Origin of the sequence: Paenarthrobacter sp. Y-19 (assembly GCF_029223985.1) — a bacterium.
Classification (GTDB): domain Bacteria; phylum Actinomycetota; class Actinomycetes; order Actinomycetales; family Micrococcaceae; genus Arthrobacter; species Arthrobacter nicotinovorans.
Genome location: NZ_CP119414.1, coordinates 4,271,083 through 4,290,990, shown reverse-complemented (window position 1 = coordinate 4,290,990; position 19,908 = coordinate 4,271,083). Strand labels below are relative to the sequence as shown.

Sequence of the window (19,908 nt, the reverse complement as noted above, 5' to 3'; positions counted from 1 at the left end):
TATCCAATCAGCGGGCGATACGGGCGGCAACCTTGACGGCGTCAAGGCTGGGGCCGACGTCGTGGACGCGGACAGCCCAAGCGCCTTGGGCAGCACTCAGAGCGGTGATGGCGGCGGTGGCGGAGTCGCGCTCCAACGGCGCTGCCGACTTGCCGGCCACTGTGAGGAGCGAGCCAAGGAAGCGCTTGCGTGAAGCGGCCACCATCACCTTGTGTCCCAGGACGAACAACTGGTCCAGGTTCTTCAGGAGTTCCCAGTTCTGGTTCTCGTTCTTGGAGAACCCGATACCGGGATCGACGATGATCTGTTCCGGGGCAACGCCGGCGGCATACAGCTTGTCGCGGACGCCGCTCAGCTCGGCCACCACGTCCTCGGTGACGTTGTTGTAGTCCGTCAGGCTGTCCATGGTCAGGGCGTCGCCCCGGCGGTGCGTCAGGATGTACGGGACCTTGGTGCGGGCCACGAGCTCGGGCATATCGGGCTCGATGGTCAGGCCGGACACATCGTTGATGATGGCAGCTCCGGCCTCAACAGCGGCGGCCGCCGTGGAGGTGTGCATGGTGTCGATGCTGACCAGCGCACCGGCCTTCACCAGGGCCTGGATCACCGGCAGCACGCGGCGCTGTTCTTCTTCGGGGGAAACAGGTTCCGCGCCCGAACGGGTGGACTCGCCGCCGACATCGATGATGTCAGCGCCGGCGTAGAACATCCGCAGGCCCAGCGCAATGGCTGTGTCCGGTGTGCGGTGCGTGCCGCCGTCGCTGAAGGAATCCGGGGTGACGTTGAGGATTCCCATGACGAGCGTGCGGTCCGTGGGCAGGTCCTCGAACCTGGCCGCGGGCCGCGGCTTACGGAGAACCGGCAGCGGGCTTGTGGCCGGGCCGGTTCCGGGTGCTGCAGCGAGGGAGTCCATAAATGCTTACCTTCCGATGATGAGGCTCATGGCCTCGGCGCGGGTGGCCGGGTCATGGAGTTGACCGCGCACCGCGCTGGTGACGGTCTTCGCGCCGGGCTTGCGGATGCCGCGCATGGACATACACATGTGTTCGCATTCGACGACGACAATCGCCCCGCGCGGGTTGAGGTGCTTCACCAGGGCCTCCACGATCTGCGTGGTGAGGCGCTCCTGCACCTGCGGCCGGCGGGCGTAGATATCCACCAGCCGTGCCAGCTTGCTGAGGCCGGTCACCTTGCCGTCATGTGACGGAATGTAACCGACATGCGCTACTCCGTGGAACGGCACCAGGTGGTGTTCGCACGTGGAGTAGAAGGGAATGTCCTTCACCAGGACAAGCTCTTCGTGGTCGAGGTCGAAGGTGGTGGACAGGACGTCCGCGGGGTGCTGGTGCAGGCCCGCGAACACCTCGGCATAGGCTTTGGCCACGCGCTTTGGCGTGTCCTGCAGCCCGCCACGGTCAGGGTCTTCACCAATTGCCAGCAGGATCTCGCGGACAGCCGCTTCAATGCGCGGACGGTCCACCTTGGAGTGGGCTTTGGAGCCCGTGGCGGAACCGTGGGCGGCGGCGAGGTCGTCGTCGTCGAAATGAGTCACAGCAGAAAGCTTAGCCGTGATGCGGGTGGTCGTTGCCGCCGTCGGGCTGCGGCGCCTGGAAGGAGTCCTGGCTACTGACGCCCTGTGCGTGCGGAGCTACGGTGTCCAACGGTTCGTCCAGGCGAGCCTTCTTGGCCTCCTCCTGGGCTTCCCGCTCGGCCTTTTCTGCACGGCTTTCCACCGGCGGAATGGACTGGACCGGACGGGATTCCTTGGACAACCAGATCTCGCGGAAATCGCGCTTCCGGATGTCGTGGAAGATCTCGGCGATCTCAGCCTGGTTCAGGGTTTCCCGTTCCAGGAGTTCCAGTGCCAGGCGGTCCAGGACGTCCCGGTTTTCGGTAAGGATGGCGTAGGCCTCGTCGTGTGCCTGGTCGATCAGGCGACGAACTTCCTCGTCCACGACGTACGCGATCTGGTCCGAGAAGTTGCGCTCCTGTGCGGCATCGCGGCCGAGGAACGGCTCGCCGCCACCCTGGCCCAGCTTCACGGCACCAACGCGTTCGCTCATGCCGTACTGCGTCACCATCTTGCGGGCAGTGGAGGTGGCCTTCTCGATGTCGTTGGAGGCACCGGTGGAGGGGTCGTGGAACACGATCTCCTCTGCGACGCGGCCGCCCATGGCGTAGGCCATCTGATCGAGCAGTTCGTTGCGGGTGACCGAGTACTTGTCGTCCTCGGGGATCACCATGGTGTAGCCGAGTGCACGGCCGCGGGGAAGGATGGTGATCTTGGTGACCGGGGCGGAATTCCGCAGTGCTGCCGCCACCAAGGCGTGGCCGCCTTCGTGGTAGGCGGTGATCTTGCGCTCGAGTTCCTTCATCACGCGGCTGCGCTTTTGCGGGCCGGCCATGACGCGGTCGATTGCCTCGTCCAACGCACGGTCATCAATGAGGTTCGCATTTGAACGGGCGGTCAGCAGCGCGGCCTCGTTCAAGACGTTGGCCAGGTCGGCACCTGTGTAGCCGGGGGTCTTCTTGGCAACAGCCCTGAGGTCGATGCCGGGAGCCATGGGCTTGCCCTTGGCGTGGACATTGAGGATCTGTTCGCGACCGATCATGTCCGGAGCTTCCACGGTGATCTGCCGGTCAAAACGGCCCGGGCGCAACAGTGCGGGGTCCAGGACGTCGGGACGGTTCGTCGCCGCGATGAGAATGACGTTGGTTTTGACGTCGAAGCCATCCATCTCCACAAGGAGCTGGTTCAGGGTCTGCTCACGCTCGTCGTTTCCGCCGCCGATGCCGGCACCGCGGTGACGGCCGACGGCGTCGATCTCATCCACGAAGATGATTGCCGGCGAACTGGCCTTGGCCTGCTCGAAGAGGTCGCGGACGCGGGAGGCACCCACACCGACGAACATCTCCACGAAGTCCGAGCCGGAGATGGAGAAGAACGGAACACCGGCTTCGCCTGCGACAGCACGGGCGAGCAGGGTCTTACCGGTACCCGGAGGGCCGTAGAGCAGCACACCCTTGGGGATCTTGGCGCCGACCGCCTGGAACTTCGCCGGTTCCTGGAGGAATTCCTTGATTTCCTGGAGCTCTTCCACGGCCTCGTCAGCACCGGCAACGTCGGAGAACGTCACCTGGGGCATGTCCTTGTTGACCAGCTTGGCCTTGGACTTGCCGAACTGCATGACCTTGGAGCCGCCGCCCTGCATGCGGGACAGCAGGAACCAGAACAGGACACCGAGCAACAGCACCGGGATAAGGAGCGAGAACAGGCCGGAGAACCAGTTGTTCTCGACGGGCTGGTCAGTAAAGCCCTTGTCCGGGTTGGCGTTGGTAACAGCCTTCACGACATCCGGACCACGATCCGTGACGTAGAAGAACTGGACATTCTTGCCCTTGTCCTGTCCATCCAGGTTCAGGTTGTCCTTCAGCACCAAGTCGACGCGGTTCTCGGCGTCGAAGATCTTGGCCTGCTCGACCTTGCCGCTTTGCGACAGGAGATCCAGGCCTTCCTTGGTGTCAATGCGTGTGGAACCGCCCGGAGCCAGTGTTGCGAATGCCACCAGGAGCAAGCCAACGACGACAACAATCCAGATGCCCGGGCCCTTGAAGAAACTCTTAGCTTTCATCTGATCGGGGTTTTGCCCCGTCCCTCCTGGTAGTGCTGCAAGGCGCAACTTCTGCGCGCGAGTGGTGCTGCTTCGGTTTCAAGCTATACACCGTTCCCAGTAATTCACGCACTGGAAAGTCCAAAAGTTCCCTCTGGGCGTACACAGGATACTCGCGGTGGGCTCGAGTGGACAGGGTTTGTTGCTGGTTCGTTCAGGCCGCAGCGACGGGGAGGACCAGCAAGTAGCCGGTCGGGAGTCCGCTGCTCCAGCGTCGGGGCTCCCGGACCACGAACTGCGTGGCCAGCTGCTCCGGACTGAGCAGGCTGTTGGGCTCGGGCGATGGCCCCCACTGCCCGCTGCCGTATGGGTACAGCGGATCCATGACGTGAATCCCCGTTACCTTGAAGTCCGGGAACTGGGCGGGATCGCCCATCGATTCGAATCCGCTCATGACCCACGCGTGGCGGCCGCTCCACATGACCAGGCCAACCGGTCGCCCGGTACCCGCCATGGCGCGCGCAGCCGTTTGCAGGGCGCCGCCATAATCCGCGACGCTCACCACCGTGTACGGCCCCATGCCGGATTCGGTCAGCACCTGCGCCCAACCGAACGGGTTGGCACCGTTGAACGAATCGGATGATCTGGCCCTTGCCATCTCCCACAGTTGACCCTGCTGCGCAGAGTCGGTCCAGGAAGCCCCGCCGGTGTCGTCAATGAGGTTGTGGGCCATCTGGACGCTCGCCGCAACGCACCAATCGAAGGTGTACTGCGGTACGAAGTCACCCGCCTGGTACAGGTTGAACGCGAACGGCTGGGGAATCGCCGGAGGCGCCGCCGGGACGGGAGGTGCAGCTGGGATTGGAGCCACAGCCGGAGGGGGAGGTTGGGTGTTCGTAGACGGGGCCGCGGTGGTTTCGCTCGCAGTCGGCATGGCGGAAGAGGTCGCGACCGGCTGGCCGGCATCGGTCCCGGGGAGGTCGACGGCGGGAGTGCAGGCCGTGAGGAGCGTCGCCATGACGGCAAGCCAGGTCAGAAGACGGGCAGAAGCACCGGTCATGGTTCAGTTTAGCCCCGGCAAGCGGAGAGGCGGCAGGCCCGGTCAAGCCAAAGATCAACCACCCAGGCCATTCGCACCCGTTAATCAGCAACGCCGCGCCCCTTCCACCAAAGGCACCCGGTTGCAGGTGCGGTCGGCGGAAAGTGGCGCGGCGAAGCGGGAACCGGGTGGTTACTCGTAAACGTGCGGGGCCAGGGTGCCCACGAAGTCGAGGTTGCGGTACTTCTCGGCGTAGTCCAGGCCGTAGCCGACAACGAACTCGTTGGGAATGTCGTAGCCGACGTACTTGACGTCGATTTCCACCTTGGCGGCGGTCGGCTTCCGGAAAGCGGTGCAGATCTCGACGCTGGCGGTACCGCGGGATTCGAGGTTCGACTTCAGCCAGGAAAGAGTGAGGCCGGAATCGATGATGTCCTCAACAATGAGCACGTCTTTGCCCATGAGGTCGGTGTCGAGGTCCTTGAGGATCCGGACGACGCCGGAGGACTGGGTGCCGGAGCCATAGGACGAGACAGCCATCCAGTCCATGCTGACGTGGCTGTGCAGTGCGCGGGCAAGGTCAGCCATGACCATGACCGCACCCTTGAGGACCCCGACAATGAGGATGTCGCGGCCTTCGTAGTCCTTGTCGATCTGCGCTGCGAGTTCCGCGATACGCGTTTGGATCTGCTCTTTGGTGTAAAGAACGTGCTTGAGATCTGCCTGGACGTCGTTTGAATCCACCAATGGCTCCTGTTTTGATGCTCGGGTGCGGCTACTGCTGGGACGGTTTCTGATGCCGGAATACTAGCTTCCCACAGCGCGCGGCTTCGCGGGGACCGGCGTTGGCCGAATCACCGGTCGCATCCGCCGGCGGAGCGCCCGCGGAAACGGTCCTTTCCTGCGCCAGATCGCTGAGGGACAGACGTGAAACGCTGACGTGGCCGGGAAGCTGCACGGGCCCGGCCGACCCCTGCCTGCGCAGCAGGGCTTCCGCGGCTTGAAGCCGACCGTACCCGGGTTGTTGACCCCCGACGTCGGCTGCAGCCTTGGCGATGACCCGGAACCTTAACGCCGGCGGAAGTCCGCGGACGGCGTCCTCCGGCAGCCAGACGCCCCCATCCTCACGATGGACGAGTGAGAGATAGGTCTCGTTGGCCAAATCCTCGAGGAAGTCCGCATCCTGCTGAAGGATCGCCGCAGTCCGGGCCAGGGATTCAGCCACCCCGGGCCCAAGCTTTTCTTCGAGGACCGGCATGACTTCCACGCGTGTCCTGGAGCGGGCGAAGGCGGGATCGGCGTTGCTCGGATCGTGCCAGGGGTCCAGTTCCTCGACGTCGCAGATCTCCACTGTTTCCTGGCGGCGGAGACCGAGGAATGGGCGGAGAAGCCGGCCGCGGGCAGGGCGCATGCCTGCCAAGGAGCGTGTCCCGGAACCCCGGGCCAGGCCGAGGAGCACCTGTTCAGCCTGGTCATCCAGGGTATGGCCGAGCAGGATCGCATCACACCCCAGGTCATCGGCGGCGGATTCAAGGGCCGCATGCCGGGCGTCCCGCGCTGCGGCCTCGGGGCCATACCCGGTTGCTGCGACGTCCACTGTCCGCACTTCCACGGGAGAAAGCCCCAGCTCGCGCAAAACAGATGCGGTCCTGGCAGCTACTTCCGCCGATCCGTCCTGCAGTTGATGGTCAACCACGACGGCGGCAACGGACACCGGATGCCCATCCACGTGGCCGCGCCTGCCGAAATAGGCTGCAATGGCTGCGAGCGCCAGGGAATCCGGACCTCCGCTGCAGGCCACGAGCACCCGCGCGGGGTACCCGGCAACGGCGAGGGCGTTCTGCAACTGTTTCCGTGCTTTGCCGACGACTGGCGCCAGTCGTCCGGGCCGGCGTCGTCCTTTGCCTGCTGAACCCACACCGGAACCTGAACCAGCACCGGAACCGGCCGGAAGGCTCAAAGGCCCATCCGCTCTAGCCACAGCCGGGAGTTGTGGATTTCTTCTTCGGTGGGCAGGTACTCGGCGGATTCCCAGACCTTGTTGAAGCCTTCCATCCCGGCCACGGCAACGACTTCGCGGACGAATTTGGCGCCGTCGGTGTACTGGCGCATCTTGGCATCCAGGCCGAGGAGGTTGCGGATGAACTTCTCCACAACGCCCCGGTCCTTGCCGCGGTCGTTGAAGCGCTGGCGGATGGTCTTCACGGAGGGGACGATGCTGGAATCGACGGCATCCATCACGACGTTGGCGTGGCCCTCGAGGAGGCTCATGACAGCGGTGATGTGGGAGAGGGACGCTTTTTCTTCGGGATTCTGCAGGAGGTCCAGAATGGCGCCACGGCCCGGTGTCTTCTCTGTGGGGTTGCGGTCCCGGAGGGACTTGGCCACTGCGCCGGCCCGTTCAACGAGGGAGTCCATGTTGCCCAGGAGGTTGCCGCTGAGTTTCTCGATTTCGTCGAGCATGTGGTGCCTGAGCCAGGGTGCGGCAGCGAACTGGACGCGGTGCGTTTGCTCGTGGAGGCACACCCAGAGGCGGAAGTCGTCCGGGTGGACGTTGAGTTCGCGTTCCACGGAGATGATGTTCGGCGCCACAAGCAGGAGGCGGCCGCCCGGGGGCACAGTGGAATCGGGTGCCAGGGCAGCGAAGGGATCATACTGGCCGAGCACTTTGCTGGAGAGGAAGGCCAGTACGGCGCCGAGCTGGGTTCCGGTGATGGCCCCGCTGGTTGCAGCTGCCGCCGGTGTCATGGCAACCCCGCTGCGGCTTTCCAGCATCTTCTTCAGCGCAGGCTGGAGCATCACCGAGAAACTCTGGGTATTGGCCTTGGACCACGAGGCCCGGTCCACCACGAGGACATGGGAATCGCGCAGGTCCCGCGCGGCGTCCAGCCCTGTGATGTCGTGCACGTGGGGCACGGAGATATCCGCGTTGAAGCGCAGGTTCTCTACCGCCTTGCCGATTTCCCCGGCGCTGAGCTCAGGGCCGGAGGGGGCAAGTCGGGCAGCCGTAGCGGCGGCCAGATCCCAATTGATCAGGGACTGGGCCCCTGCTGACGATTCGCGGGCAGATGACACCATACGGTCCATCACACCACACGTGGCTGACAGTGAACCCTTAAGTTCGCTGGACGCGGAGCTTTCAGCCCCGGCAGCCGCAGGAGGCCAGTACGGACGCGGATCGGTCCATGGCCACTTTGTTCCCGGCCGCGCCGGGGTCCAGTCCGTTGCCTATGAAGGAGAACACCAGGAGCCGTCCGTCCGCATCCACCACATAACCGCTCAGGGCGATGACGGTGTTGAGGGTTCCGGTCTTGGCGCGGACCAGTCCCGCTCCCCCGGCGGTGCTGGCGTCGCCGTACCTGTCGTTGAGGGTGCCGGTGAGTCCCGCAACGGGAAAACCGTCCAGGGCTGAACGAAGCGCAGGATCCGGACCACTGGTAATGGCCCGGACGACCTCGGCGAACTGCCGGGCACTGACCTGGTTCTCCAACGCCAGTCCCGAAACGTCGGCCAGCTGCATTGAGTCCGTGGCGATGCCCAACTCCCCCAGCCTTTGCCGCACGGCTGCAGTGGCGGCGTCGTAGGTGGTTTCCTTGCCGCTGGCGGCAGCGGTCATCCGCCCCAGGGCCTCGGCCAGGAAGTTATCGGAGGTCTCCAGCATCAGGTCCACTTGCTCGCTGACCGTGGCGGATTCAGCGGCGGCCAGGACTTTGGTGGGGAGGCCTTTGGCGCGTTCGACGCCGGGACTCACCACGACGCCGGCCGCCGCCAACTGCTCCGCGAAAGCCTGGGCGGTGGTCATGGCAGAGTCCTGGGGCCTGGGACCTGTTTGAACGCCGGGTGAATAGCGTCCTGAGTTCAGCGCGAGGGAATACAAGGGAGCAGTTTCGCCGGCCGCCACGTCGTCGAGGCTCCAGGCCGGGTTCAGGGCCGGTCCGGTGAAGAGGGAGTCGTCCACCTTCACCGTGATGGGGCCCTGCACACCCGCTGCGGCCAGGGCTGCCGCAGTGTCCGCGGCCAGGGAAGCCAGGCCGGCACGTCCAAGAATGGCGGAAGGGTCGGAAGCGGACGCACCCAGCAGCACGTCCCCGCCGCCGGTCAGGACCACTGTGGAGGGATTGTCGGATCCGAGAACCTTGGTGGTGAACCGCGCGTCGGGCCCGAGTGCCTTCAGGGCGGCCACGGCGGTCAACAATTTCATGTTGGACGCCGGGATCCTGTTGGCGTTGGCGTCGCGGTCGAACAGGACCTTCCCCGTGATGGCGTCGATGACCATGCCGCTGATGTTGCCCGCGCCATCTGGTTTCAGGGTCCCGTCCAGGAGCCGGGACACTTCGGACGGCAGGGGGACGGGCGCTTTGTCATCCAGGGGCAGCAGCGCGCTGGAGCCGGACAGTTGCGTGGGTTGCTGCTGCCACGCGGGGATCGACGGCGAAGGCCGGGGAACACTGAACAACCCGGGCGCCATTCCGGACACCACGACGGCGCCGACACAGAGCAGGACAACTGCCAACAGCACCGGCCACATCAAGCGCCCCCACACCGTGGGCACCCTCTTCCGGGAACCCCCGTTTTTAACGCCCATCATGGAAGTTGCTTGGTCCTGTCAGTCCTGAAATGTCACCGCCGGTTCAAGAAACCCGGGCCTCTCGCTATATCCTCAATAGTAGTCGGCGGCACCGGCTGTACTTTTGCCTGCCGCCAGCCCCGGGCTAAGCAGCCTGCCTGAGGCACCGTCACCCGTGGCGGCCGCTTCGGCGGAGCAACGCCCCACCCTCACCCGTCAAGGAGCATTCCATGAAGCACGACGTGACCATCGAGATCCCCAAGGGATCGCGCGTCAAGTACGAAGTTGACCACGAAACCGGCCGTGTCCGCCTGGACCGCGTCCTGTTCACCTCCATGCAGTACCCCACGCACTACGGTTTCTTCGAGAACACTCTGGGCGAAGACGGCGACCCGCTGGACGCACTGGTGCTCCTGCAGGACTTCGACCTCCACCCGGGCGTCATCGTTGAATCCCGCCCCATCGGCGTCTTCAACATGACCGACGACGGCGGCGGAGATGCCAAGGTCCTTTGCGTTCCCGTTGACGCACGCTTCGACCACATCCAGGAAGTCAGCGACGTCAGCGAATTCCTGATCAAGGAAATCGAGCACTTCTTCACCCGTTACAAGGACCTGGAGCCCGGCAAGTGGGTCAAGGCCGAGGGTTGGGGCGACCGCGCCGCCGCCGAAGCCGAGCTGGAAGCCTCCATCAAGCGCTACGTTCCGGCCGCAGGCCACTAACGCAGACCACGACGGCGGTTGGCGGGGTTCCCTGGAACCCCACCAACCGCCGTCGTGCTTTTAAAGCAACGCGGGGTCACTTATGGCCCATTCGGGAGTCGAACATGGGCCATAAGTGACCCCGCGTTGCTTTGATGGGCATGACTACCCATCGCGGGAGCTTGCCCGGCCCCCTAGGCTGGGACGAGACTTTTCGATGCTTGCACACAGGGGGTTCCATATGGCTGGGTTTTACGGCGCGGATATCGCGCAACTTCGCAGTCTGGCGGGTGTGATGGGCAAAGCCGCCGACGCCATCAGCCTGCAAAGCACGCAGCTGTCCAACGCGATCAATTCCACGACAGCCTGGCAGGGCCGCGACGCCACGGTCTTCAAGGGTGACTGGAACAGCCAGCACCGGCAGAGCCTGGTCAAGGCCGCCAACATGCTCCGGGAAAACGCGAGCCAGCTGAAGAAGCACGCCAACCAGCAGGAATTCGCCAGCCACAATGACGGCTCGGGCACGTCGGTGGGCGTCCTCAAGGATGTCTACGACACCGCCATGGGCGCCAAAGGTGTGGCTGCTCCGCTGTGGACGGCCTTCAAGTACCTCCTTCCGGTCAAGCCGGACGCCGCCGGAAACGTCATCCCCCGGCACCTGCGGTACGGGCAGACCAAAGAGATCCTGACCAACTGGCGCGCCGGTGGCAGCGTGCTGCGGGACGGCATCACCGCGCTGCGCAACGGCGAAAAGGTCACGGACGTCATCACCGACCTCAAAGCCAACATCCCGTACAGCACGGCATTCCAGGAGGCGAGCAAGTTCTCCAAGGGGCTCCGGATCGCCGGAGCTGTCGCTGCACCACTGAACATCGTGGGCGGCATCAGCGATATGATCAGCCCCCAGCACGACGGTTGGCGCGGAACCGGCGACAGGGTTGCCGGCGGGCTGTCCGTGGTGGGCGGCGTGGGCAGCATCATGCTCATGACGGCCGGCGGCGCGGCCCTTCTGGGTCCCATCGGTGCGCCGATCGTCATTGGTGCCGGGCTGGTTGCCGGAGCGTGGGCGCTGGGCAACCTGGTGGCTGACAATTGGGATTCCATCTCCAACTTTGCCCGCAACCCCGGCAGTTACATTGCCGACGGCGCCAAGGAAGTGGGCAATTTCGCCAAGGATGTAGGCAGTAAGGTGGCAGACGGAGTCAGTAATGCCGCCAAGTCGGTCGGAAACTTTGTCGGAGGGATATTCGGATGACAACGAGCACCATGAATTGGACCGAACGGGATGTCCAGGCCGCAGCCAAGGTCCTGGCATCAGCCAGCGCCATCGGAGCGCCCCTGCCCACGCTGACCGATGAGGAAGTCGTGGCACTGGACGGCGTCCAGCACGAGCAACTGGTGGCATTGCCCTGGCTTTCAGCCCAGGACGCCAACAAGGACATCATGTGCGCCGTGGCCTTGCGCGGGCTGCTCGCCAAGGAACTCGTATACCCGGTGATCTTCGAAGGCGAAACGGAACCCTCCCGTTTGCACGCCACGGAGGAAATCACCGGCGCCCTGACCCTTCGCCGCAGCGGCAGCAACGTTGTCTCCGTCGAGCGGACCGTCTCCACCGGCAAGCGCTGGCTGTACGGCTACGTCCACGACGAGGGCGTCCTGCTGGAGGAAGTGGACGAAGGCGGCCTTCACGGCTTCACCGTTGTCACCCGGGATCAACTGGTACCGCGCCTCGCCGAATTCGTGGATCCCGAGCACGCGGCCGCCCGCGACTCGGACCCTGCGGTGTACACGGAAGCCCAGTTCGAAGCCCATGCCGCCACGGCCCTGGCCGATACGCAGGCCGCAAGCAACGTTGTTGCGTTCAACTCCGACACCAATGAATTTCCTACCGTCACCGTTTACACCGGCCCGTCCGGAGTCCACGTTCTGACGCCTCGCGTGGAGGGCTCGCAGGAGCCCGGCCTTCCGGAGCAGGGCGAGGGCGTTTCCTTCGAACTGAAGGAAACATCGGCCCCGTCCCTGGCCCGCGTCCTGGGCGGACTTGCCGGGCTGGCCTGATCTCCCGCAATCAAGCCGCAACCCGCCGTCGAACCGAAAGCCCCTCATGAGCGCTACGAAGCCCACAACCGCAACCGGCATGGTGGACCCCCTCACCGGACGTGCCGTACGCCGCCACCCCGACACGGGCGCGTACTTCGTCAAGGCATCCGGAGCAGCCCACTTTTGGGGCCGCGTGCTGGATGCGGTCGTGTTCCTGGTGGGCTACGTCATCCTGGCAGCCATCGCCGCAGTGGTCCGTGAGTCCATGATGAACAACGGATCGACGCTCGGGTTCAATGACGGCTTCTGGCTGACCCTGTACGTCGTCCTGTGGTTCGTGGGTCTGTTCATCTACGGCATGATCTGGGGAACTGTGGGCAGCGTCGGTGACGCCGCTGCAGGCATGCGCTCGGTGCGGATCAAGAACGGCACGACGGCGGGTGCCTGGTTGGGCGGATGGCGCGCCATCTGCTGGTCGTTCTTCCCGTTCTTCGTGGTCATGGTTATCGCTGCTGCACTGAGCGGCGGCGGAGATGACACCTGGGATCCCAAGTTTGCTGCCATGGACCGGCGCTCCGGCATCGCCAAAGGCCAGCAGCCGGTCCCGGATCCCAAAGCCGTTGCCGCGGAGCAAGCGGCCTCGGCACAACAGCAAAACCTGCCCAACCTCTATGGCCAGCGCCCGGATGCGCGGCCGTAACTGGCTGGTACGACGTGTTGAGCGCCGGCTTGGACCCGGGCTGGGGCGACTCCGGTATGTCGCTTCTTCGCGGCGCATCTACTGGAAGGCGCTGATTCCCTGCCTGCTGGTTGGCTTCCTCTTTGGAACCATCGCCGAGTTCGTCAGCCCGCTCCGCTCCACCCGGGAGGCCGGACATTTCGGTGATCCCCTGCTCTTCATTGCCGCCAGCGCCCTCACCGGTTTGGTGCTGTGGTCCATGACCCTGCTGGGCAGTTTCCGGAAACTCCTGGTCTTTGACGGGGGAATCGTGGCCAAGTACTCGCAAAAGAGCACCCTGCTGGTGTTTCCTTGGAACGCGATCGCGCCTGGGACGCTCAAGGCCGTGACTACAGCCGACAACACTGATCCGGACAGGCGCCTGGTGGCAAGGAACAAGGTCTCGCTGGGTGCGGGCGGCAGGAACGCAGTAGTGTTCCGGGCCCGCGATACGTTCTGGGTCTTCGCCGCGAACGAGGATCCGGCCCCGCTGGTGAAGGCCATCCAAGGAGCCATGCGCGATTCCGACACACCCGGCGCCGGCCGTCCAGCGGCAGGTGCGCTGCCCGCCGTCGTACTGACTGGACCCACCGCCTTGGACTGAGCCGCCGGAAGTTCGCGGAGCCCGTCACGAAGCAAGTAACAGGGGAATTGTGCCCTTGCAGAGCTGCTACCAGCCGGTAGCATTTGATCCACTATGTTCACTCTCACCATCAACCAGCGCGACAGCCGCCGCGACGGCGATCTTGTGCCGCAGTTGCTCAAGGACCTGCGGCACATTCCTGCCCGCCTGGATTTCGACCGCTCGGTTGAGGATGAGGTGCAGGGCATCGTGGAATCCAGCCACCAGGCCGTGGAGACCGCCTTGATCGCGCTCCGGACCGGCCAGTGGTATGTGGGAATTGGTGTTGGCCCCATCAATGAGCCGCTGCCCAACCTGGTGAAAGACGCCTCAGGCCACGGGCTGGTATATGCCAGGCGGGCCGTGGACAGGCTGCGGTCCAGCAAGGAGCGGATACCCGTCGCGGTGGACGGCCCTCTGGCCGCCCTGGCTTCCGAAGCAGAAGCCGTACTGCGGCTTCTTGGCCATATTGTTCAACACCGCAGCGCTGCGGAGTGGCGGGTGCTGGACCTGCTGACGCCCGGAGTCCGGGGCCAGCAAAAAGCCGTTGCCCAGGAACTGGGTATCACTACGCAGGCTGTGAGCAAGGCACTGGCCCGCGCGCAATGGGCCGAAGAGCACGCAGCACGCCCGGCTGCTGCGCGGCTGCTGCAAATGATCCTCGAAGTACGCTGACACCCGGAAAGGGGACAACTTACGTCGCAATGAGGATGCACTGCGGCGTTTGCTGTCCCCTTCCCGGGTTGCAGGCCAGCTTACTGGTTGCTGACGTTGTCCTTGGCTGTCTCTGCCCGGTCCTGGACGTCGGCGGCCGCGGCCTGGCCTTCATCCTTGACGTTGGCAGCAGCTTCCGTGGCGCTGTCCTTGACGTTCTGCATGGCGTCCTGGGCGGGCTCGCGAAGGTGCTCCGCGACTTCCTGTGCCGCGTGGCTCAGCTCATCGGTCAGCGGCTGGGCTGCTTCCTTGACTGCCTGCGCTGCTTCGCGCTCCTTTTCAGAGGCGGGGAACAGCGAGGAGACCAGAAGGCCGGCGCCGAAAGCAATCAGCCCTGCGGCGACAGGGCTGCCCTGGGCCTTGCGGGTGATGGCCTGCGGGGCATCGCCGATATCCGAAACCACTCCGGACACAGAGTCCTGTGCTTGGTGGGCGGCGGTGCTTGCCCGGTCCTGGACGTCGTCGCGGGCGCCGAAAACAGCTGTCTTGATCTTGTCCACCCGGCGGTTGACGATGTGTGACGGCGTGACTTTGTCAGCCACGGCATCAACGTTGGTGCTGAGCCGGCGGCGCGTTTCTTCAATGTCCGCGCGCAGGGCGTCGGGGTTCTGCGTCATCGTGTCTCCTCAGTGTTGGGTTTCAAAGCGGGTGGTATTTCCTTGACCGTCTCAGCGGTCCGGGGCATGCCTTTGATGGTGTTCAGTTCCTTGCGGCCCTTGACCGCCAGGACCGCAGCGACGATTCCCCAGATGACCGCGACGATGACGGCGGACCACCCGAGTCCAACGAGCTGGCCCAAGGCCCACCAGAGGGCTATGGACAGGAACAGCACCGTGATGTGGCCGGCGTAGGCAGCTCCGCCCAGCAGTCCGGCGCCCTTCCCTGCCTTGGTGGCGGACTCCTTGAGTTCCACCTTGGCCAGCTCCACTTCCTGGCGCATCAACGTCGAAACGTCACGCGTCAGGTCGCCCAGCAGCTCGCCGAGTGGCAGGTTTTCCGCCTTCTCGTGGGCCGCGGTGGGGGGCAAGTCGGTGGGACTGCTCATCGGTTACCTCCGTACTGCGAATTGTCCGGATCAAGCGGGCCCGCGAGCGGATCGCCCTGCGCCTTGATCCCGCCGGCTTCGGTCTCCGGGTACGGGAGCGTGGAGCCTTCGAAGCCTCCGGTGGTTCCGGCGTCGTACCCAGGCGTTCCGGGAGTTCCCACGGTGGTTGCCGAGCCGTATCCTGCAGTGGTTGCCTGCGGTCCGGGCAGATCCACGGCCGGAGGCGTTACCGCTCCGCCGGAAGAGGGGTAGTACTCCGCGCGGGGGGTGGTTGCCGGCGTCGTGCTTTGCGCCGAGGCGGCATCGGAGGCGTTACCGGCCATGCCACGGCCCAGTCGACCTGCAAGGACACCGGCTCCGGCGGCCAACAGGAGGAACGTCCCTGGCTTGCGGCGGGCGAAGCCCTTGACCTCGTCGAGCAGCGAACCGGGATCGCGGCCTTCCAGCCACTGCGCAACGGATGAAGACCGCTGGGCAGCCTGTTGGACGAGATCCGTGGCAACGCCGCCGTCCTGGGTGGAATTTGCCATGGTCGACAGTTCGTCAGAGATGGAGCGCAGCCCTTCGGCAACGCGCTGCTGCTGGACCTGGGCCTGGTCGGCAAGCTCACCCTTGGTCTGGGTGAGCAGCTGGCGGGCGTTCACCTTGACCTCACGGGCTACGTGGCCGGCCTCGGTTTTGGCGGTGTCCACCACTCCGCTGGCCGCGTCACCGACGGCTCCGGCCACACCCGCGGCCTCTTGCTTGGCAGTTTCAACGGTGCCGGAATCCGCAGATCCGGTACCGGAACCTGCGGAACCAGTTGTTAACGTGGCATCGGTTTCAACGTCCGGCGAGTCCAGGTAGCTTCCGGAAAAAGGCTCGGTCCCTGCGTGGGCTCCGCCTCTCGGCGCCGCGAAGCTTCCGTCCTGCGGCGATTGGCGCTCAGTCATTGTTGCTCTCTTTCCACAGTTGGCAGGCTGCGGACAGCAGCCGGAATAGTAAGCATCGTTACTATCAATGGGTGTGTACCCGGATGCCGTGGTTCTAATCACATGAATCCAGTAATCATGGTTCCGCTCACGTTCAGCGCCTTCCGCTCGACACCAGGGCACATACCTGCGACCGTTGGATTGATGAGCCCCATGCCCTCCAGGCGACGGCTGATTCCCGCGCTGCGTAAAACCGTCACCCGCCATCGACTCCTGTTCGCCGCCAAAACAGCCATCGCTGCTGGATTGGCCTGGTACATCGCCCCCTTCATGCCCGGCCCCGCCGCTGAGTACCCGTACTACGCGCCCCTGGGTGCCTTGGTCAGCATGCACCCCACCGTGGCGGACTCCGCCAAGCACGGACTCCAGAGCCTGGCCGGCCTGGTGCTGGGTATCGGCATGGCCTTCGCCATCACCACGGTCACCGCACCAACAGCCTTTGCCGTCGCCCTGGTCGTGGGACTTGGCGTGCTGATCGGCGGCCTGCCCCGGCTGGGAAGTGCCTCTGAATGGATTCCCATGGCTGCGTTGTTCGTCCTGGTGTTGGGCGACTCGAACACGGAGGGGTTCTCCTTCGCGTACGTCCTGCAGATGGCACTGGGCGTCGCCGTGGGGTTCGCCGTCAACTGGCTGGTGGTTCCGCCCCTGCACCTGGACGACATCGACCCCGCGATCGCCGGCCACCAGGAAGCACTTTCACGGCAGCTCAAAGACATGGCGAAGGCCATGGAGGAGTCCTGGCCGCCCAACCACGAAGCATGGGCGAGCCGCAGCGACGAACTGTCCCTCACTGCGGCCGCGGTGCGGACAGCGGTGCACCAAGCGGAACTGAGCGCCAAGGCGAATCCCAGGTCCCGGCGTCGTGCGACCCGCCTGCCGGCCGATCTCTCAGGTTTGCGGACCCTCGAACGGCTCACTTTCCACGTCCAGGACATCACCGACGTCCTGGCAAGTGCCATCTGGGAAGAAGGCGCCGGAACAGTCATCCCGGATGCTGTGGTGGGCTACCTTTCGGAGTCTTTGGAAGCCGTGGCCTCCGTTGTGGACCACTGGCGGGACGGGGAATCCGGCGAGCTGACCAGACGCATGGCTGATGCGAAGGACAGCATCACCGCCCTGAGCAACGCCGTGGCCGAGGCTGCCGCGGGCCAGGCACCCGTGAACGCACCGGCTTCCGTGGCCATGAGCCTGCGCCGGATCCTGACCGTGGTGCTGTCGTCGGAATAGGGCTGGACCTACCTCAGCGCGGCCTCAGCGGGGGCGACCCTGTCCGGCCCTTGCCCGCTCCGATTCCCTCCAGCATCTCTGCCAGGGACTCCAGCGAAGAATGCTTCGGCGACCAGCCCAGCAGGCTGTGCGCACGGGAACAATCCATGATGGGCGCGTTGGCCGCCATGTCCACCCAGCCGCCGTCGGTCACCTGCAGGCGCAAACGCCACGTGGCCTCGACGACGGCGCGAAGCACCGCGAGCGGGAACGGCAGCAAACGCCTGGCCTTGAAGATCCATGCGAGCGCGTTGGGGTCGATCACCGGTTCGGCGGCAATGCTGTAGGCGCCCTCGGCCTTGTGCTCCAACACCCGCCAGTACGCATCCGCGGCGTCCGCCGTGTGTACGGCCTGGAACACCAACTCTTTGGGTAGGGCCAGCACCGGGAGCCATGGCTTACGCGGAACCAACCGGGGCAGGAGCCGGCCGAGGAAGTAGCGGCCCACTTCGCTTCCGCCTCCGGAGCTGAACATCAAAGCCGGGCGGAGGCGGGCCACCACAATGTCCGGGTTCTCTTTGGCGAACTCGTCCAGGAGGCGTTCCTGCTCCGCTTTGTCCGCGCTGTAGTGCGAGCTGCGGATACCGCCAGTGGGCCAGCCTTCCTTGGTGCGTTGGTCCTTCGGCGCCGGCGAGTAGGCTCCCACGGAGGAAGCGCAGACAAAGTGCCCCACCCCGGCTTTGCGCGCGGCGGCCAGGACGTTGGCCGTGCCCTCCACGTTGGTGCGTCGCAGCAGTTCCCTGTCGTGGTTGGGCTGGATGAGCCAGGCCAGATGAACCACGGCGTCGGCCCCGGCGAGGGCAGTTTCGAGTGCCGGTTGGTCCGTGGGCGAGCCGATGTCCAGGGTGTGCCACTCCACCCCGTGGTAGGGGGCGGCATCCGGATCCGGTTCCCGGCGTACCACGCCCACAAGTTCCAGGTCCGCGCCCTCTTCGGAACGAGCCTTCTGCAGCCGTTTGAGCAGTTCCGTTCCGCCGTGTCCGGTGGCTCCGATGATCGCAATGCGCATGCGTGGTTCCTCAGCCTTCCTGGTTCTCGCCGCTTGAGCGGATGCGTTCGAGCACCGCTGTGGTGGAATGCTCGGGCACGTAGTCCAGGATGGTCACCGTGCCGCCGTAGCTTTCCACGGCTTCCGTCTCCTGGAGCATTTCCGGGGTGTAGTCCCCGCCTTTCGCGTAGACATCGGGCTGCAGGAGTTCGATGAGCGGGATCGGCGTGGGGGTATCGAAAATGGTCACATGGTCGACGCAGCTCAGGGCGGCGATGACGGCGGCCCGGTCGGCTTCGTGGTTGACCGGGCGGTCTGGACCTTTGAGTTGCCGTACTGAGGAGTCGCTGTTCAGTGCCACCACCAGCACGTCGCCCAGCTGCTTGGCCTGGTTCAGGTAGCGGGTATGGCCGCGGTGGAGGACATCGAAGCAGCCGTTGGTGAGCACTATCCTGCGTCCTTCCCTGCGGTGCTCCTGGATGTGTGCAGCCAGCTCTGTGTCCGTCAACGCCGTGTCCGCGAAGCCGCTGAGGTGTTTGGTGAGTTCGCTGGTGGTGCAGACAGAGGTTCCCGGCCTGTGGACCACGACGTCGGCGGCCGCTTGTGCCAGATCCACACTGGTGGTCAGGGGCAAGCCTGCCGCCCGGGCCAGGGTCAGGGCGGCGACGAACGTGTCGCCGGCTCCGGAGGCCTGCTTCTCCGCCTGCGGCCGGGCCCAGGTGCGGTGCGTCGCCGGTTCCGTTGGCGTGCTGTCAGGACGGATGGTCAGCGTCCCCTCCCGGTCCAGGGTCACGACGACGGCGGCCGCACCTGAGGCGCGAAGGAGCTGGTCCGTATGCGCTTCCACGAAGGGGCACCGGGCGGCACCGCCCGGGAATTCCGCACCGATCAGCCTTGCCGCTTCCTGGGCGTTGGGGGTAGCCAGGTCCGGTCTGAGTCCGGCCCAGTCGGCTGGGTTGTGGGCATCCACCACAACAAGCGTGTCCTGCCGGGGCTCCGGTACACCGCCGTCAACGCCGGGGGCCAAGTGATCCAGGATCGCACTGCGCACCGGGCCTTCCAGTGCCCCTGCGCCGTAGTCGCACAGCACCACGGCAGCGGAGCCACGAAGGGCCTCCGGCACTGCGGCGGCCATTTCCCCACGGCCCGCGTCGGGAATTTCCGTGGCGGCATCGTCCAGCCGCAACATCACTTGCCCGGCGCTGCTCACCCGGAACTTGGTAGTGGTGGTCATGGCAGGGTGCCGGACCATGTGGGAAACGTCGACTCCTGCTGCTTCGAGGGCGGCGGCCAGTGTTGCCCCGGCAGCGTCCTCGCCGATCAACGACACGAAGCGCACCTCGGCGCCCAAGGCTGCGAGGTTCATCGCGGTGTTGGCAGCACCGCCGGGAGCGAAGTCGCGGCGCTGGACCTGGACTACGGGAGCGGGGGCTTCGCGGCAGAACCTTTCGATGGTTCCCTCCCACCAACCGTCAAGGATGGAGTCGCCGATGACCGTCACGACAGGGCGTTCCTCGGCCAAACGGCCCGGCAACCAGTCAGCCAGGCCTTCTTGATTGGATAGGCGTGCCATGGGGTACCTTCCGGTAGAACGGCATGTTCCTGTTCCCGACAGGTACCCCGCGG

At 65.2% G+C, this 19,908-nt stretch carries 20 protein-coding genes; 7 read left to right on the top strand and 13 right to left on the bottom strand.

All coding sequences use genetic code 11. The annotated features are described in order from the left end of the window. Nucleotides 1-7 precede the first annotated feature (7 nt). The 8 genes from folP to dacB all read right to left on the bottom strand — a co-directional run bounded on the left by folP (nt 8) and on the right by dacB (nt 9,235). Complete coding sequence (gene folP / locus PYR64_RS20200; RefSeq protein ID WP_018778341.1) at nt 8-913, bottom strand: dihydropteroate synthase; 906 nt, start codon at nt 911-913, stop codon at nt 8-10. Between the two features lie 6 nt (nt 914-919). Further along, the gene (folE, locus tag PYR64_RS20195; protein WP_018778342.1) at nt 920-1,552 is read right to left on the bottom strand and encodes a GTP cyclohydrolase I FolE; all 633 of its coding nucleotides are present in this window, start codon (nt 1,550-1,552) and stop codon (nt 920-922) included. A 10-nt stretch (nt 1,553-1,562) separates the two neighbouring features. After that, the gene (gene ftsH, locus PYR64_RS20190; protein WP_018778343.1) at nt 1,563-3,632 is read right to left on the bottom strand and encodes an ATP-dependent zinc metalloprotease FtsH; all 2,070 of its coding nucleotides are present in this window, start codon (nt 3,630-3,632) and stop codon (nt 1,563-1,565) included. A gap of 193 nt (nt 3,633-3,825) precedes the next feature. Then, entirely contained in the window at nt 3,826-4,671 is an 846-nt protein-coding gene (locus PYR64_RS20185) for a hypothetical protein (RefSeq protein WP_275777281.1), read from the bottom strand. 171 nt (nt 4,672-4,842) lie between these two features. Then, nucleotides 4,843-5,394 (bottom strand): hypoxanthine phosphoribosyltransferase, encoded by a 552-nt coding sequence (gene hpt, locus PYR64_RS20180; protein WP_011772910.1) that lies wholly within the window; start codon nt 5,392-5,394, stop codon nt 4,843-4,845. A 31-nt stretch (nt 5,395-5,425) separates the two neighbouring features. Continuing rightward, nucleotides 5,426-6,496: a tRNA lysidine(34) synthetase TilS gene (gene tilS / locus PYR64_RS20175; protein ID WP_345799348.1), complete on the bottom strand. Its 1,071-nt coding sequence runs from the start codon at nt 6,494-6,496 to the stop codon at nt 5,426-5,428. 110 nt (nt 6,497-6,606) lie between these two features. After that, nucleotides 6,607-7,728, bottom strand: a complete 1,122-nt coding sequence (locus PYR64_RS20170; protein WP_018778346.1) for a zinc-dependent metalloprotease — start codon at nt 7,726-7,728, stop codon at nt 6,607-6,609. Nucleotides 7,729-7,789: 61 nt separating this feature from the next. After that, complete coding sequence (gene dacB / locus PYR64_RS20165) at nt 7,790-9,235, bottom strand: D-alanyl-D-alanine carboxypeptidase/D-alanyl-D-alanine-endopeptidase (RefSeq protein ID WP_275780019.1); 1,446 nt, start codon at nt 9,233-9,235, stop codon at nt 7,790-7,792. A 212-nt stretch (nt 9,236-9,447) separates the two neighbouring features. On the opposite strand from dacB, the gene PYR64_RS20160 reads away from it, so the two are divergent. From PYR64_RS20160 to PYR64_RS20135, 6 genes are all read left to right on the top strand, one after another. Beyond that, nucleotides 9,448-9,939 (top strand): inorganic diphosphatase, encoded by a 492-nt coding sequence (locus PYR64_RS20160; RefSeq protein ID WP_039239147.1) that lies wholly within the window; start codon nt 9,448-9,450, stop codon nt 9,937-9,939. Nucleotides 9,940-10,159: 220 nt separating this feature from the next. After that, on the top strand, nt 10,160-11,173 hold the full coding sequence (locus PYR64_RS20155; protein WP_018778349.1) for a hypothetical protein: 1,014 nt from the start codon (nt 10,160-10,162) through the stop codon (nt 11,171-11,173). Next, a complete protein-coding gene (locus PYR64_RS20150) occupies nt 11,170-11,976 on the top strand; it encodes a hypothetical protein (RefSeq protein WP_018778350.1) in 807 nt (268 codons plus the stop codon). Before PYR64_RS20155 ends, PYR64_RS20150 begins: the two co-directional genes overlap by 4 nt. Before the next feature lie 46 nt (nt 11,977-12,022). Next, nucleotides 12,023-12,658: an RDD family protein gene (locus tag PYR64_RS20145; RefSeq protein ID WP_026267254.1), complete on the top strand. Its 636-nt coding sequence runs from the start codon at nt 12,023-12,025 to the stop codon at nt 12,656-12,658. Beyond that, nucleotides 12,630-13,280 carry a hypothetical protein gene (locus PYR64_RS20140; protein WP_275777272.1) on the top strand — a complete coding sequence of 217 codons (651 nt, stop codon included), beginning with the start codon at nt 12,630-12,632 and terminating at the stop codon, nt 13,278-13,280. The genes PYR64_RS20145 and PYR64_RS20140 overlap by 29 nt, the downstream gene beginning before the upstream one ends. A gap of 93 nt (nt 13,281-13,373) precedes the next feature. Continuing rightward, on the top strand, nt 13,374-13,973 hold the full coding sequence (locus PYR64_RS20135) for a hypothetical protein (RefSeq protein ID WP_018778353.1): 600 nt from the start codon (nt 13,374-13,376) through the stop codon (nt 13,971-13,973). An 80-nt stretch (nt 13,974-14,053) separates the two neighbouring features. Here the strand turns inward: PYR64_RS20135 and PYR64_RS20130 are convergent, their stop codons facing one another. Genes PYR64_RS20130 through PYR64_RS20120 form a run of 3 tightly spaced genes read right to left on the bottom strand, consistent with a single transcriptional unit; the run spans nt 14,054 to nt 15,989 of the window. Continuing rightward, a complete protein-coding gene (locus tag PYR64_RS20130) occupies nt 14,054-14,629 on the bottom strand; it encodes a DUF3618 domain-containing protein (RefSeq protein ID WP_275777270.1) in 576 nt (191 codons plus the stop codon). Next, nucleotides 14,626-15,057: a phage holin family protein gene (locus tag PYR64_RS20125; protein WP_018778355.1), complete on the bottom strand. Its 432-nt coding sequence runs from the start codon at nt 15,055-15,057 to the stop codon at nt 14,626-14,628. Before PYR64_RS20125 ends, PYR64_RS20130 begins: the two co-directional genes overlap by 4 nt. Further along, a complete protein-coding gene (locus PYR64_RS20120; protein WP_275777268.1) occupies nt 15,054-15,989 on the bottom strand; it encodes a hypothetical protein in 936 nt (311 codons plus the stop codon). Before PYR64_RS20120 ends, PYR64_RS20125 begins: the two co-directional genes overlap by 4 nt. Nucleotides 15,990-16,091: 102 nt before the next feature. Here PYR64_RS20120 and PYR64_RS20115 point away from each other — a divergent pair, with 102 nt between their 5' ends. Beyond that, nucleotides 16,092-17,255 carry an aromatic acid exporter family protein gene (locus tag PYR64_RS20115; RefSeq protein WP_275777266.1) on the top strand — a complete coding sequence of 388 codons (1,164 nt, stop codon included), beginning with the start codon at nt 16,092-16,094 and terminating at the stop codon, nt 17,253-17,255. A 13-nt stretch (nt 17,256-17,268) separates the two neighbouring features. On the opposite strand, the gene PYR64_RS20110 is transcribed toward PYR64_RS20115, so the two are convergent. Both PYR64_RS20110 and rfaE2 read right to left on the bottom strand, forming a co-directional pair. Further along, entirely contained in the window at nt 17,269-18,303 is a 1,035-nt protein-coding gene (locus PYR64_RS20110) for an NAD-dependent epimerase/dehydratase family protein (protein WP_275777264.1), read from the bottom strand. 10 nt (nt 18,304-18,313) lie between these two features. Next, nucleotides 18,314-19,855, bottom strand: coding sequence for a D-glycero-beta-D-manno-heptose 1-phosphate adenylyltransferase (gene rfaE2 / locus PYR64_RS20105; RefSeq protein WP_275777262.1), 1,542 nt, complete (start codon nt 19,853-19,855; stop codon nt 18,314-18,316). Nucleotides 19,856-19,908: the final 53 nt, after the last annotated feature.

Excerpts from the sequence above, each read along its gene's own strand:
- folP (WP_018778341.1), bottom strand. The coding sequence starts at position 913 with ATGGACTCCCTCGCTGCAGCACCCGGAACCGGCCCGGCCACAAGCCCG.
- ftsH (WP_018778343.1), bottom strand. The coding sequence starts at position 3,632 with ATGAAAGCTAAGAGTTTCTTCAAGGGCCCGGGCATCTGGATTGTTGTC.
- PYR64_RS20185 (WP_275777281.1), bottom strand. The coding sequence starts at position 4,671 with ATGACCGGTGCTTCTGCCCGTCTTCTGACCTGGCTTGCCGTCATGGCG.
- PYR64_RS20170 (WP_018778346.1), bottom strand. The coding sequence starts at position 7,728 with ATGGTGTCATCTGCCCGCGAATCGTCAGCAGGGGCCCAGTCCCTGATC.
- dacB (WP_275780019.1), bottom strand. The coding sequence starts at position 9,235 with ATGGGCGTTAAAAACGGGGGTTCCCGGAAGAGGGTGCCCACGGTGTGG.
- PYR64_RS20160 (WP_039239147.1), top strand. The coding sequence starts at position 9,448 with ATGAAGCACGACGTGACCATCGAGATCCCCAAGGGATCGCGCGTCAAG.
- PYR64_RS20155 (WP_018778349.1), top strand. The coding sequence starts at position 10,160 with ATGGCTGGGTTTTACGGCGCGGATATCGCGCAACTTCGCAGTCTGGCG.
- PYR64_RS20150 (WP_018778350.1), top strand. The coding sequence starts at position 11,170 with ATGACAACGAGCACCATGAATTGGACCGAACGGGATGTCCAGGCCGCA.
- PYR64_RS20145 (WP_026267254.1), top strand. The coding sequence starts at position 12,023 with ATGAGCGCTACGAAGCCCACAACCGCAACCGGCATGGTGGACCCCCTC.
- PYR64_RS20140 (WP_275777272.1), top strand. The coding sequence starts at position 12,630 with ATGGCCAGCGCCCGGATGCGCGGCCGTAACTGGCTGGTACGACGTGTT.
- PYR64_RS20135 (WP_018778353.1), top strand. The coding sequence starts at position 13,374 with ATGTTCACTCTCACCATCAACCAGCGCGACAGCCGCCGCGACGGCGAT.
- PYR64_RS20130 (WP_275777270.1), bottom strand. The coding sequence starts at position 14,629 with ATGACGCAGAACCCCGACGCCCTGCGCGCGGACATTGAAGAAACGCGC.
- PYR64_RS20125 (WP_018778355.1), bottom strand. The coding sequence starts at position 15,057 with ATGAGCAGTCCCACCGACTTGCCCCCCACCGCGGCCCACGAGAAGGCG.
- PYR64_RS20120 (WP_275777268.1), bottom strand. The coding sequence starts at position 15,989 with ATGACTGAGCGCCAATCGCCGCAGGACGGAAGCTTCGCGGCGCCGAGA.
- PYR64_RS20115 (WP_275777266.1), top strand. The coding sequence starts at position 16,092 with ATGAATCCAGTAATCATGGTTCCGCTCACGTTCAGCGCCTTCCGCTCG.
- PYR64_RS20110 (WP_275777264.1), bottom strand. The coding sequence starts at position 18,303 with ATGCGCATTGCGATCATCGGAGCCACCGGACACGGCGGAACGGAACTG.
- rfaE2 (WP_275777262.1), bottom strand. The coding sequence starts at position 19,855 with ATGGCACGCCTATCCAATCAAGAAGGCCTGGCTGACTGGTTGCCGGGC.